The sequence below is a fragment of the Streptomyces jeddahensis genome, assembly GCF_001642995.1.
Taxonomy (GTDB): Bacteria; Actinomycetota; Actinomycetes; order Streptomycetales; family Streptomycetaceae; genus Streptomyces; species Streptomyces jeddahensis.
Window position 1 is genome coordinate 1 of record NZ_LOHS01000127.1, and the last position, 13,842, is coordinate 13,842.

Here is a 13,842-nt window from a genome sequence, read left to right on the forward strand (position 1 = left end):
AGGCAGACCCGCGGATCGCCCTGCGGGCTCGTCCTCAAACGCCGGACGGGCTGAAATGTGTCCCCTCTAGGGCTCCGCCCCCAGACAGACCCGCGGATCGCCCTGCGGGCTCGTCCTCAAACGCCGGACGGGCTGAATAGGCTGGCTCGTCCTCAATCGGCGAACGGTCTGAATAGCCTGGCTCCTCGTCCTCAATCGGCGGATGGGCTGAAACGTGTCCCTTCGAGTGCGGCGAGTGCCGGGTCGAGGACTATGTCCTCGGCGCGTGCCTCGGTCGTCGGCTCCTCGGGGAAGTGGCAGGCCGTCAGATGACCCTCCGGATTTCCCTCGATGCGGATCAGCGGGGGCTCTTCGGCCGCGCACATGTCCTGGGCCTTCCAGCAGCGGGTGCGGAAGCGGCAGCCCGAAGGCGGGTCGACCGGCGATGGCACGTCCCCTGCCAGGCGGATGCGCGCACGCCGCTGCGTGCTGTCCGGATCGGCCTCGGGGACGGCGGACAGCAGCGCGTGCGTGTAGGGATGGCGCGGCCGCGCGTAGAGCGTCTCCCGGTCGGCGACCTCGACGATCTTCCCGAGGTACATCACCGCGACGCGTTCGGAGAAGTGGCGGACGACGGCGAGGTCGTGCGCGATGAAGACGAAAGCGATGTCGAACTCCCGCTGCAGGTCCTGCAGGAGGTTGACGACCTGGGCCTGGATGGACACGTCCAGAGCCGACACCGGTTCGTCGGCCACGATGAGCTTCGGCCGCAGGGCGAGAGCGCGGGCGATGCCGATGCGCTGGCGCTGGCCGCCGGAGAACTCGTTCGGGTAGCGGTTGTAGTGCTCGGGGCTGAGGCCCACCGTCTCCAGCAGTTCCTGGGCGCGCCTCTTGTGGCCCCCCGGCGGGTTGATGCCGTTCAGCTTCATCGGAGTCTCGATGATCGTGCCGACCGTGTGCCGGGGGTTCAGCGAGGAGTACGGGTCCTGGAAGATCATCTGGAGGTGCCGGCGCGCCTGCCGCATCTTCGGCACGGGCTGGTGGGTGATGTCCTCGCCGTCGAACATGATCGTGCCCGCCGTGGGTTCCAGCAGCCGAGTGATCAGGCGGCCCGTCGTCGACTTGCCGCAGCCGGACTCGCCGACCAGCCCCAGCGACTCTCCGGCCCTGACCGAGAAGTCGATCCCGTCGACGGCGCGCACGGCCCCGATCTGCCGCTGGAACACGATGCCCTGCCGGATGGGGAAGTGCTTCTGCAGACCGCGGACCTCGAGCAGAGCCTCGCCGCCGGCCGTCGGCTTCGCGACGGAAGCGGCCTGCCGCTCAGGAATGGGCTGCTGCTCGAGAGCGGCCTGCCGGTCGGAAGCGGCCCGCCGCTCGGAAGCGGGCTGCCGCTCGGGAGTCGGCTGCTGCTCGGAGGTGGGCTTGGTGGTGCTCACGGCATGCTCCTGTTCGTCCGCCGCCGTCACTTCGCGGCCCGGGCGGCTCCGTCGCCGCGGATCTGTGTCTTGGACTCTGCGGTGAGGTGGCACGCGGCGATGTGGCCGGCGGTGCCGGAGACCGCCAGCAGCTCGGGCCGTTCCACCGTGCAACGCCCCTCTGGGACCCAGCCCTTGTAGGTGCAGCGCGGATGGAAGGCGCAGCCGCCGGGGAGGTTGATCAGGCTCGGCGGGGAGCCGGGGATCGGGTTCAGCCGCCGGCTGACGTCGCCCTCGATCTGCGGCATCGACTGGAGCAGCCCCCAGGTGTAGGGGTGTTCGGGCTGCTTCAGGACGTCACGCGCGGTGCCGTACTCGACCCGGCGGCCGCCGTACATCACCAGGATGTCGTCGGCGACATCGGCGACCACCCCGAGGTCGTGCGTGATGATCACGACCGCGGAGCCGAACTCCTCCTGAAGGTCGCGGATCAGGTCGAGGATCTGCGCCTGGACGGTGACGTCCAGCGCGGTCGTCGGCTCGTCGGCGATCAGCAGCGCGGGATCGCACACCAGGGACATGGCGATCATGGCGCGCTGCCGCATGCCGCCCGAGAACTGGTGGGGATAGTCCTTCACCCGGAGCTCGGGCTGAGGGATGCCGACCCGCCGCAGCATCTCCACGGCGCGGTCCCTGGCCTCCTTCTTGGAGACCCGGTGGTGCACCCGGTAGGCCTCCGCTATCTGGGCGCCGACGGTGAAGAACGGGTGCAGCGCGGACAGCGGGTCCTGGAAGATCATGGAGACCGTGCTGCCCCGCAGCGCGCGCATCTCCTGCTCGGGCAGGCCGACGAGTTCCCTGCCGTCCAGCCAGATCTCGCCGGAGACCTGTGCGCGGGTGCCCTTGTGCAGACCGAGCAGGGCCAGCGAGGTCACCGACTTGCCGGAGCCGGACTCGCCGACGATGCCGAGGGTCTGGCCCTTCTCCAGGGTGAAGGACACACCGTCGACGGACCTGACGAGGCCGTCCTCGGTGGGGAAGTGCACCCGCAGGTCCCGTACGTCGAGGAAGGGCGGAGGCGCGGTCGTGACGTCCGCGGGCTGCGGTGAGGTCTGCAGGGACACGGGGCTTCCTTGGTGTACGACGGACGTGGGCTGGATTTTCGAATCAGGCGAGGCGTACGCGGGCGTCAGGCGAGGCGTACGCGGGGGTCGACGAGGCCGTACACGAGGTCGACCACCACGTTGGCGAGGACGACGAACGTCGCGGCGAAGAGCGTGGTGCCGAGGATGACCGGCAGGTCGGAGTTCTGGACGGAGTCCACCGCCAGCTTCCCGATGCCGTTGATGCCGAACACCGACTCCGTGATGACCGCGGAGCCGCCGATGAGCGCGCCGACGTCCATGCCGAAGATGGTGATGATCGGGGTGATCGCGGCCCGCAGCCCGTGCTTGAGGACGACCGTGCCGGCCGGCAGCCCCTTGGCCCGGGCGGTGCGCATGTAGTCCTCGCTGAACACCTCGAGCATGGACGACCGTGTGAGCCGGGTGTACATGGCGAGGTAGACGATGACCAGGGTGGCCCAGGGCAGGATGAGCCCCTGGAACCAGCCGGCCGGGTCCTCGGTGATCGGGGTGTAGCCGGAGGCGGGCAGGATCTGGAGCTTGTCGACGAGCAGGTACAGCAGCAGCAGACCGACGAAGTAGATCTGCACGGAGACGCCGACCAGCGCCAGCCCGACCGCCGCCTTGTCGGCGGCCTTGCCCCTGCGGACCGCGGCCACCGTGCCGAGGCCGACGCCCAGGACGACGAAGGCCACCGCGGCGCCGAGGCCGAGGGACAGGTCCGCCGGGAAGTCGTCCAGCAGGGTGGTGAGGACGGGGGTGTCGGTCTGGAAGGAGACCCCGAGGCAGGGCGCGCCGCAGTGGATGCGCACGCTCTGGTCGCCGTAGTCGCGGCCCACGAAGAGCCCCTTGAAGAACTCCCAGAACTGCGTCGCGATGCCCTGGTCGAGGCCCAGCGAGTGCCTGATCTCCGCCAGCCGGGAGGGCGAGCAGGTCTTTCCGCAGGCCAGGAGTGCGGGGTTGGACGGCAGCGCGAAGAAGATGAAGAAGGTGATCACCGTGATCACCAGCAGGATCACGGCCGCTGCCAGCAGGCGCCGGACGAGATAACGAAGCATGGGGTGCTGGACCTGACGTGAGTGGGGTGGTGCCCCCGCCGGCGGAGTGCCCCGCCGGCGGGGAGTCGGACGGGTACGTCAGTGCGTGACGTAGACGTGCACCAGGCTGGGCTCGGCCATGATCGTGTCGTCGATGACACCGCCGACCTTGGAGCCGCCCAGGTCGCTGAAGTTCATGTACATCAGCGGGACGACGGCGGCGTCCTTCATGATCTGCTCGTCCAGGTCCCCGTAGGCGGCGTTGCGCTGCTTGATGTCGGTCATCTTGCCGATCTTGTCGATCTGCGCGTTGACCTTCGGGTCGTTGAGGTACGACAGGTCGTTGTTGGACTGCGGCAGCCTCTTGATCTGCCGTCCGTCGAAGAGGGTGGGCAGCACGGTGGAGGCGTTCGGCCAGTCCGCGATCCAGTCGCCCCAGGTCAGGTCGTACTGGTTCTTCACGTTGTCCACGGTGCTGAAGTAGTTGTTCTTGTCGATCGGGGAGATGTTCACCGTGATGCCGATCTTCGCGAGGGCATTCTTCACGGCGTCCGCGAAGTCCTCCTGCGTCTTGATGTTCTCCACCGCCAGCGACATGGTGAGCTTCGGGTCGCCCGCCTGCTTCATCAGGGCCTTCGCCTTGGTGAGATCCCCGGCGGGGTCGCTGCTGTACAGATTGAAGTCCTTGTGGCCGTCGATGCCGGGAGCCAGCATCGAGGTCGCGTAGTCCCCGTAGGCCGCACCGCCGAAGGCACCGCGGGCGGTGGTCTTGTCGACGGCGTACTCGATCGCCTTGCGGACCTTGATGTCCTTGACCCGGCGCGTGTTGATCGCCATGTAGTTGATGCCCGGTGCAGCGATCTTGTAGAAGCGCGACTTGAGGGACGGGTCGTTCGCGATCGACGTCAGGTCGGATCCGGCGATCGGCGTCTGCGTGATCGCGGTCTGGCCGGTGCCCGCGTCGGACTTGATCTGCTGGTCGATGGCGGACTGGTCCTGCCCGAACTTCGCGTCGATCTCGTCGACGTTCTGCTCGCGGATCGGGTCGGTGGACCGGCTCCAGTACTTGTTCCTGACGAGGACCAGTTCCTTGGCCTTGCTGTACGACTTGATCATGTAGGGCCCGTCGGACCAGACGTGTGTGTCGTACGTCGAGCCGGTGTCGTGGGCCTTGGGCACCGCCGACCACCCGGTCATGGCCGTCGTCTCGTTGAAGTCGGCGACGGGCTGGTTGAGATGGAAGACGATCGTGTGCGTGTCCGGCGTCTGGATCGAGCTCAGCTGCCGTCCCTTGTAGGGACCCTTGTACGAGTCGCCGCCGGCCAGCCACTGACTGGCGTACGGCGGGCCGCCGTTGATGTCCGGGGAGAACGCCCGCTCCACGCCGTACTTGACGTCCTGCGCGGTGACGTCCGTGCCGTCCTGCCACTTGATGCCGTGGCGCAGGTGGAAGGTCCACACCGTGGCGCCCTTGCTGGGCGTTCCCGTGTCGGTGGCCAGGTCGCCGACCAGCTTGGGCTTCGCTCCCGTCTCCTCCCATCCGGTGAGGGTGCGGACGAGTTCGTAGTCCATGCTCGACGCCTCGGTCGTGTAGGCACGCTGGGGGTCGATGTGGTCGTAGTCCCCGTCGTTGAGGATCGTCAGCGTGCCGCCCTTGGTGGGGGCGCCGCTGGAGGTGTTGCTGGAGGAACCCCCGCATGCGGTGGCTCCCAGGGCGATCACCACGGCGGATGCCGTGAGAGCGACCGTGCGCGTTCTGCGCGTCATGAGGAAACACTCCGTTCTTGTTTCACGAGCCCGTCGGTCGTTCGTGGGACCGCCGGGCCGACACTCGGGGGGTGACAGGTCAGCCGCGGTGGGAGCGGGGATCGAGGGCGTCCCGTACGCCGTCCCCGAGGAGATTGAGCGCGAGGACGAGGATCAGGAGCAGGACGCCGGGGACGAACAGGTACATCGGGTCCTGCAGGAAGAACTGGGAGGCGTCCGACAGCAGGGCTCCCCAGTCCGGGTTGGGCGGGATGACGCCGACGCCCAGGTACGACAGGGCCGCCTCCGTGGTGATGTTCTGCGGGACGGCGAGCGCGAAGGAGATCAGGATCGGCGCCCACAGGTTCGGCAGCAGCTGGCGGAAGAGGATGTGCCGCCGGCCCGCGCTCATGATCCGCGCGGCATCGACGAACTCCCGCTCGCGCAGGGACAGCACCTGACCACGCACCAGGCGGGCGGTGTAGGCCCACGCGAACACCGCGATGTTGAGAACCAGGACCAGCAGTCGGAGGTTCTCGTCGGTGCCGCCGTGGCTGTCGGTCTGCAGCGCGTTCTGGATCACCGGGGTGAGCGCGATGATGAACAGCAGCTGCGGGAACGCCAGCATCACGTCCATGATCCGCGACAGCAGGGAGTCCGCCCAGCCGCCGAAGTAGCCGGCCGCAAGACCGGCCACGACGCCGACGACGGTGGACACCACGGCCGACGCGAAGCCGACGAAGAGCGAGGTGCGCAGGCCGTAGACCACTCGGGCGAACAGGTCGAACCCCGTCCCCGGCTCGACCCCGAGCAGGTGCTGGAGGCTGATCCCGCCCAGCGATCCGTACGGCTGGTTGCCCGTGTCCGGGTTGATCGCCTTGTTGTCCGGGGTGATCGGACCCCAGCCCGTCAGCCAGGTGAGCACCGGGGCCAGCAGCGCGATCACGATGAACAGGAGGGTGATGACCAGCGCGGTCATGGTGACCTTGTCCTGCCTGACGCGCTTCCAGGCCATCCGGGACGGTGAGCGGCCCCCGATGACGATGCCGACGCCGGGCCAGGAGTCCCGCGTCGGTTCTTCGGCCAGAAGCGTCGGGCCGCTGCCGGTCTCGACCGGCTGGTGTTGCATGGTCATCGCACGGACATCCCGGATATGAGCTCGGACTGTCGCGGGGAGCACCAGCAGACCGGGACCGGGCGCGCGGTCGCCGTCAAAGTCGGACTCGTCATGCGGAATTGCCCCTGCGCGAAAGAAAAATGGGTGGCGGCCGTTGCCGGCAGCATGAGACTCTGCGGACTTTCGCAACGGCGAGCGCACCCGGTCAAGCGGGATAGGGGCTGAAAACCACGTCTTTTCTGCCTGTTGACGAGAACTGGCAAGAATGGGGTGCGTAAATGACTCTGGCTTGAACTGATTACTACTGTTCCCTTGAAATCACTTACTGTCAGGTTCCGTCGAGTTCCCGTGTAATGCGCTTACTCGCGTACCAGGCAGAACGGGTGGCCGACCGGGTCCGCGTACACCCGCCAGCTGCGCGCGCCACCCCTGTCGTCGAGGCTCACGGCCCCCAGCTCGAGGGCCCGGGCCTCGGCCGCATCCAGGTCGTGGACCCCGATGTCGAGGTGGAACTGCTGCGGGGCGGACGGGTCCGGCCATCGCGGCGGCCGGTAGTCGCCGACCCCCTGGAAGGCCAGCACCAGGCCGGAGGGGGTGTGCAGCGTCGACCACTCGTCCTCCAGCGACCACCGTGGGTCGGGCCGGTCGACCTCACCGCCGAGGAGCCCGCTGTAGAAACGGGCGAGAGCGCGGGGGTCGGGGCAGTCGAGTACGACGCACTGCACGGAGCCGACAGAGCCTACGTGCTCGGACATCCACACCCTCCAGGGCACAGGGAACGGCTGCTTCCAGGGCCCGCTTCTCGGGCCTGCTTCCAGGCACAGGGATCAGCTGCCGCCATGCTCCCGCAGCACGGAGGAAAAACCCGGAAACCCGGCCAGGCGTGCCGCGGCGCCGCCTCAACGACAGAGCGCCCGGAGCCGTTTCCGGCCCCGGGCGCCCGTATCGACGTACACGACGTCGACCTGCACAGACATACACAACGGCCTTACACCGCGTGCACCACGTCCTTCTCCTCCGCGAAGTGGCACGCCGACTCGTGCGCGGCCGGGGTGTCCTGCCCGGCGAACCGCTCGGGAACCGCGAGGAGCGGCTCCTCGGTCGCGCACTTGTCCTGGGCCTTCCAGCAGCGGGTGCGGAAGCGGCAGCCGGACGGCGGGTTGGCGGGCGAGGGCACGTCCCCGGTGAGGATGATGCGCTCGCGGCCCTCGCGGGCCTCCGGGTCGGGCACCGGGACCGCCGACAGCAGCGCCTGCGTGTAGGGGTGCGTCGGGTGGTCGTAGATCTGGGTGTCCGTGCCGATCTCGGCCATCTTGCCCAGGTACATCACGCCGACCCGGTCCGAGATGTGCCGGACGATCGACAGGTCGTGGGCGATGAAGATGTAGGAGAGGTTGAACTCGTCCTGCAGCTTCTCCATCAGGTTGATGACCTGCGCCTGGACGGACACGTCCAGGGCGGAGACCGGCTCGTCGCAGATGATGACCTCGGGGTTGAGCGCGAGGCCTCGGGCGATGCCGATGCGCTGGCGCTGACCGCCCGAGAACTGGTGCGGGTAGCGGTTGATGTACTCGGGGTTGAGACCGACGACGTCAAGGAGCTCCTGGACCTTGCGGCGGCGGTCGCCCTTCGGGGCCACCTCGGGGTGGATGTCGAAGGGCTCGCCGATGATGTCGCCCACCGTCATACGCGGGTTGAGCGAGGTGTACGGGTCCTGGAACACCATCTGGATGTTCCTGCGGACCGCCTTCAGCGCACGCCCGGACAGCTTGGTGATGTCCTGGCCCTTGTAGAAGACCTCGCCGGCGGTCGCCTTCTCCAGGGTCATCAGCAGCTTGGCGACGGTGGACTTGCCACAGCCGGACTCGCCCACGATGCCCAGCGTCTCGCCCTGGTGCAGGTCGAAGGAGACGCCGTCGACGGCCTTGACGGCGCCGATCTGCCGCTTGATCACGATGCCCTGGGTGAGCGGGAAGTGCTTCACCAGGTTGCGGACCTGGAGGATCGGCTCGCCGCGGTGGACGGGAGCCTCGATAGCGGCCACCGCTTCGCTCTCGGTGGCCGCGTCGACGACCTCGACCTCGGAGACGTTCGGCGTGGCCTCGTCCTCGGGGCTGCGCTCAGCCATGGATCGTCTCCTTCCAGAAGTGGCACGCACTGCCGCGTCCCACCAGCTCGCCGCCGTCCCGCTCGGTCACGGGGTGCAGCGCCGGGATCTCGGTGCGGCAGATGTCCTGCGCCATGGCGCACCGCGGGTTGAAGGCGCAACCGGTGGGGATGCGCGTCAGGTTGGGCGGCAGACCCTTGATCGCGTACAGCTCCTGGCCCTTCTGGTCCAGGCGCGGGATCGAGTCGAGCAGGCCCTTGGTGTACGGGTGGGCGGGGCGCTTGTACAGCTCGTGCACGGGTGCCGTCTCCACGATCCGGCCCGCGTACATGACCGCGATCTTGTCGGCCACGTCGGCGACGACGCCCAGGTCGTGGGTGATCAGGATCAGGCCCATGTTGTACTCGCGCTGGAGCTCGGCCAGCAGATCCATCACCTGGGCCTGCACCGTCACGTCGAGCGCGGTCGTCGGCTCGTCCGCGATGATCAGGTCGGGCTCCAGGGCGAGCGCCATCGCGATCATGATGCGCTGGCGCATGCCGCCGGAGAACTGGTGCGGGTAGTCGTTCACCCGCTCCCTGGCCGCCGGAATGCGCACCCGGTCCATCAGCTCGATGGCCTTGGCTTTGGCTTCCTTCTTGGACAGCCCCTGGTGGACGCGGAACATCTCGCCGAGCTGGTAGCCCACGGAGAGCACCGGATTGAGCGAGGACAGCGCGTCCTGGAAGATCATCGCAATCTGCCGGCCGCGGATCTTCCGCCGCTCCTCGCCGGACATCTTCAGCATGTCCTGGCCGTGGAAGAAGATCTCGCCCTGAGGGATGCGGCCGGGCGGCATGTCGAGGATGCCCATGATCGCCTGCGCGGTCACGGACTTGCCGGAGCCGGACTCGCCGAGCACGGCGAGCGTCTCGCCCGCGCTCACGGTGTAGTTGACGCCGTTGACTGCCTTGGCGACGCCGTCGCGGGTGTGGAACTCCACGTGCAGGTCACGGACTTCGAGGAGCGGACCGCCCGCGTCGCGCGGAGCGGGGACGTCTGCCGTCATGTCGAGGATGGTCATCGATACGTACGCCTCCCTCAGCGCAGCTTGGGGTCGAGGGCTTCGCGTACCGCGTCGCCGAGCATGATGAACGCGAGCACCGTCAGGCTGAGCATTCCGGCCGGGAAGAACAGCAGGTGCGGGGCGTTGCGGATGTGGTCGGTGGCGGTGTCGATGTCGCCGCCCCAGGACACGTCGTTGGTGCCGAGGCCCAGGCCCAGGAAGGAGAGGGTGGACTCGGCAACGATGTAGGTGCCGAGGGCGATGGTGGCGACGACGATCACCGGGGCGACCGCGTTCGGCAGGATGTGCCGGAACAGGATCCGGCTGGTGCTCGCACCGAGGGCGCGGGCGGCCACCACGTAGTCGGCGTGCTTGGCGGTGATCACCGCGCCGCGCATGACGCGGGTGATCTGGGTCCAGCCGAGGAAGGCGAGGGCTCCGATCACCGTCCACACGGTGCGGTCGGTGAAGGCGTTCAGCACCACCATGGCGCCGAGCAGGAACGGGATGCCGAAGAAGATGTCGGTGAGGCGGGACAGGATGGTGTCCCACAGGCCGCCGAAGTAGCCGGCGAGCATGCCGAGCAGGCCGCCGAAGACGGTGACCAGTACGGTGACGCCGACGCCGACGATGATGGAGACCCGGGTGCCGTAGACGACTCGGGCGTAGATGGAGCGGCCCTGGTTGTCGTAGCCGAACCAGTCCGGCTGGAAGAAGTGGCCCAGCTTGGGCTTGTCCAGGAAGTGCTCGCTCAGGTCGCCTGCGGTCGGGTCGGCGCTGGTGAACAGCGACGGGAACGCCGCGACCACCAGCAGGAAGAAGATGAGCACCGCGGAGATCACGAAGAGCGGGTTGCGGCGCAGCTCCGCCCAGGCGTCGGCCGCGAGCGAGCGGGGCTTGCCCGGCGCGGGACCGGAGTCGCGGGCGGCCTCAGCGGGTGCGGCGGCCACCGGGACGGTCTCCTCGGCGGCGGTCTTGGTGGTCTCAGGCATAGCGGATCCTCGGGTCCAGCACCGCGTAGAGCAGGTCGACGAGCAGGTTGGCGACGAGGTAGATCAGCACGAAGACCGTGACGCAGCCGACGATGACCGTGCCCTCGCGGCGGGCGAGCGCCTGGAAGAGCAGGTTGCCCACGCCCTGGACGTTGAAGATGCCCTCGGTCACCACCGCTCCGGCCATCAGCGCGCCGATGTCGGTGCCCAGGTAGGTCACCACGGGGATGAGGGAGTTGCGCAGCAGGTGCACGCTGACCACGCGACGGCGAGGCAGCCCCTTGGCCACGGCGGTACGCATGAAGTCGGCGCGAAGGTTCTCCGCGATGGACGTACGGGTCAGGCGGGCGACGTACGCCAGCGACAGCGAGCCGAGCACCAGCGCGGGCAGCAGCAGCTGGCCCAGGTTCATGGAGTCCCGCACGGTGGGGGTGATCCAGCCCAGCTGGGTGCCGAGCACCTGCTGGCCGAGCAGGCCGAGGACGAACACCGGGATGGAGATGACCAGCAGGGTGAACACGGTGACGCCGGTGTCGATGAGCTTGCCGCGCTTCACCCCGGCCATGACGCCGAGAGTGATGCCGACGACCATCTCGAATACGAACGCCATCAGCGCGAGGCGGATCGAGACCGGGAAGGCGTCGGCCATCTCGCCGAGGACCGGGCGGTCGCCCGCGATGGTCGAGCCGAAGTCGCCCTGGAGCAGCCCGCCGAGGTAGTTCAGGTACTGGTGCCACAGCGGCAGGTCCAGGCCCCGCTCCTGCTTGATCTGGGCCATCTGCGCCGGGTCCGGCGGGTGGTCTCCCCACAGGGCGGCCACCGGATCGCCCGGCAGCACATTCACCATCAGGAAGATGATCAGGGTTGTCCCGAGGAAGACCGGGATCATCTGGAGCAGTCGCCGCGCGACGTAACGCCCCATCGTGCCTCCGTCCATTGCGGAGCCGCCCGCAGCGCCGGCCGGGATCGCCGGCCGGCGCTGCGGGTGCGGTGCTCCAGCAGGATTACTTCTTGAAGACCTCGACGTCAGTGACGATCGGGTCACCGGCCTGGTTGAACTTCACGTTCTGCACGTTCTCGGAGTGACCGGAGATCGTGCGGTTGTACCAGAGCGGGATGCCCGGGAAGGTCTCGGCGAGGCGCTTCTCGGCCTCGTTGTACAGCTTGGCCGACTCCTCGACGGAGGACGCGGCGTCGGCCTTCTTCACCAGCGCGTCGAACTTCTTGTCGGAGAAGTCGCCCTTGTTGCCGGCGACGCCGGTGCCGTACAGGTCACGGAGGAAGTTGCCGTTGAAGGGGTAGTCGAGCACCCAGCCGGAGCGGTAGATCGACTTGACCTTCTTGGCGTCGCGGGTCTCCAGGTCGGCCTGGAAGTCCGTCTTGGCGTCGCCCTCGCACTCCACGCCCGTGGCCTTCTTGATGGAGTTGCAGACCGCGACGACCCAGTCCTTGTGCGGCTGGTCGGCGTTGTACTGGATGTAGATCTTGTTGCCGGGGACGCCGCCGCCCTCTTCGATGAACTGCTTGGCCTTCTCCGGGTTGTACTTGCAGTACTCGCCGCAGGCGCCGGGCTCGTAGCCGAGCACGCCCTTGGCGACCCATCCGGTGGCCGACTCGCGGGTGCCGTAGAAGACGGTCTTGTTGATGGTGTCGCGGTCGATCGCCATCGACAGGCCCTGGATGACCTTGACGTCGATGCCCTTCCACTGCTTGGTGTAGAAGGCCGGGTTGATCGTGTTGATCGCCGCGTAGTCCTGCTCGATCGCGCGGTCGCCCAGGTCCTGCTTGTAGTTGGCGAGCTCGCTGTTGGGGATGATCGGCATGGAGTCGACGTTGTTCGACACCAGGTCGTTGTACGCGCCCGTGTCGGACGTGTACGCCTTGAAGTTGACGCCGCCGTTCTTGGCCTTGTTGGGGCCCTGGTAGTCGGCGTTCTTGACGACCTGGATGGATTTCTTGTGCTCCCAGGACTTGAACTTGTACGGGCCGTTGCCGACCGGCTTCTCGCCATAGCCCTCGGGGTCCTTGAAGAACCCGGAAGGCAGCGGCGAGAAGACCGGGTAGGCCAGCTTGTAGTTGAAGTACGGGATGCCGGTGGTGAGCTCGATGGTGAAGGTCTGGTCGTCGACGACCTTCAGGCCGGACATCGTGTCCGCCTTCGGCTTGCCCTTCTCCGGGTGAACGTCCTCGTAGCCCTTGATGTCGGAGAACCAGGAGGAGTTGACCTGGCCGTTCGAGACGTTGGCGGCCCAGTTCCAGGCGTCCACGAAGGACTTGGCGGTGACCTCTTCGCCGTTGTGGAACTTCCAGCCCTTCTTGAGCTTGACGGTCCACACCTTGTTGCCATCGCCGGGCTCCACCGACTCGGCGTTCATCATCACGATCTCGCCCTTGTCGTTGTAGTCGACAAGGCCGGTGAACAGCGACTCGATGACGATAGAACCGTAGGCCTCCATGGTGTTGGCCGGCTGGAGCGGGTTCTGCGGCTCACCGTTGGCGTACGTGAAGATGCCGTTCGGGTCGACGACCTTCTTGGCACTGCTTTCGCCGTCGTCGCTACCACCGCCACAGGCGGTTGCTGCCAATGCGACGACGATTGCCCCCGCGACCCACTTGGCGCTCTTGGCACCGCGCATGGGTTCTCCTCCTCATGAGTCCACTTGTTCACGTCAAGAGGGCACGCGTCGACGCCACCGCCACCCCTGACGGCGAAGAGATCCAGTGCCCCAGTGTGCTCGTGAGTCGGCGCTCCCCACAGCGCGTGACCCATTGACCCGAGCTCTACGCGCCTAACTATTAGCCATGGGGTACGGCCCGGCCACACCCTTTTGGTCTCGGTTCGATCACACCTGACGCCTACTTAGTCCAAAATCCGGACAAACCGATCCGAGATAGATGGCCGCGAAACGGACGCGTTACATATCTATCGGGCAGCGGTGTCCGCATAGCGGACGCTCACCCAAGGAAAACGGGTTGTGGACATGGCGATCATGTGCCGTACCCTTCCCGGCGGCGCACGCCTCAACCCTCGCCCGCCCTGACAGGAAGGGTAGCTGCCAGTCCCCGCGCGTAGATACACGTCCGGCACGACAGGATTTCGGGCGCCCCTTTGGTGGGGGCGCCCCCTGCACTGTTGGTACCGGCCGGATGTTTCGGCCGAATGCCGGGGCTGTGTCCGCCGGCAGCTGCGCTGGGGCCGTACGCGAGGGCACCGTACGTCGTGGGTTGTGCCCACCCGTTCCGCCCTGCGGAACGATTGCCCACAACGGGAGCGGCG

At 67.5% G+C, this 13,842-nt stretch carries 11 protein-coding genes; all 11 read right to left on the bottom strand.

The features are described 5' to 3' along the window. Positions 1-191: 191 nt before the first annotated feature. The 11 genes from STSP_RS29425 to STSP_RS29475 all read right to left on the bottom strand — a co-directional run bounded on the left by STSP_RS29425 (position 192) and on the right by STSP_RS29475 (position 13,201). Complete coding sequence (locus tag STSP_RS29425; RefSeq protein ID WP_067284052.1) at positions 192-1,310, bottom strand: ABC transporter ATP-binding protein; 1,119 nt, start codon at positions 1,308-1,310, stop codon at positions 192-194. A gap of 134 nt (positions 1,311-1,444) precedes the next feature. Further along, entirely contained in the window at positions 1,445-2,521 is a 1,077-nt protein-coding gene (locus STSP_RS29430) for an ABC transporter ATP-binding protein (RefSeq protein ID WP_067284035.1), read from the bottom strand. Between the two features lie 65 nt (positions 2,522-2,586). Continuing rightward, positions 2,587-3,579: an ABC transporter permease gene (locus STSP_RS29435; RefSeq protein ID WP_067284042.1), complete on the bottom strand. Its 993-nt coding sequence runs from the start codon at positions 3,577-3,579 to the stop codon at positions 2,587-2,589. Between the two features lie 78 nt (positions 3,580-3,657). Next, positions 3,658-5,325, bottom strand: coding sequence for an ABC transporter substrate-binding protein (locus STSP_RS29440; RefSeq protein WP_067284044.1), 1,668 nt, complete (start codon positions 5,323-5,325; stop codon positions 3,658-3,660). Positions 5,326-5,404: 79 nt separating this feature from the next. Further along, a complete protein-coding gene (locus tag STSP_RS29445) occupies positions 5,405-6,439 on the bottom strand; it encodes an ABC transporter permease (protein ID WP_067284045.1) in 1,035 nt (344 codons plus the stop codon). A gap of 341 nt (positions 6,440-6,780) precedes the next feature. Then, positions 6,781-7,176: a VOC family protein gene (locus STSP_RS29450; protein WP_067284046.1), complete on the bottom strand. Its 396-nt coding sequence runs from the start codon at positions 7,174-7,176 to the stop codon at positions 6,781-6,783. Positions 7,177-7,409: 233 nt separating this feature from the next. Next, positions 7,410-8,549, bottom strand: a complete 1,140-nt coding sequence (locus tag STSP_RS29455; protein WP_067284047.1) for an ABC transporter ATP-binding protein — start codon at positions 8,547-8,549, stop codon at positions 7,410-7,412. Beyond that, positions 8,542-9,591 carry an ABC transporter ATP-binding protein gene (locus STSP_RS29460; RefSeq protein WP_067284048.1) on the bottom strand — a complete coding sequence of 350 codons (1,050 nt, stop codon included), beginning with the start codon at positions 9,589-9,591 and terminating at the stop codon, positions 8,542-8,544. Before STSP_RS29460 ends, STSP_RS29455 begins: the two co-directional genes overlap by 8 nt. Before the next feature lie 17 nt (positions 9,592-9,608). Continuing rightward, a complete protein-coding gene (locus STSP_RS29465; protein WP_067284049.1) occupies positions 9,609-10,565 on the bottom strand; it encodes an ABC transporter permease in 957 nt (318 codons plus the stop codon). Beyond that, positions 10,558-11,487 carry an ABC transporter permease gene (locus STSP_RS29470; RefSeq protein ID WP_067284050.1) on the bottom strand — a complete coding sequence of 310 codons (930 nt, stop codon included), beginning with the start codon at positions 11,485-11,487 and terminating at the stop codon, positions 10,558-10,560. The genes STSP_RS29465 and STSP_RS29470 overlap by 8 nt, the downstream gene beginning before the upstream one ends. An 82-nt stretch (positions 11,488-11,569) precedes the next feature. Then, a complete protein-coding gene (locus STSP_RS29475) occupies positions 11,570-13,201 on the bottom strand; it encodes a peptide ABC transporter substrate-binding protein (RefSeq protein WP_067284051.1) in 1,632 nt (543 codons plus the stop codon). Positions 13,202-13,842: the final 641 nt, after the last annotated feature.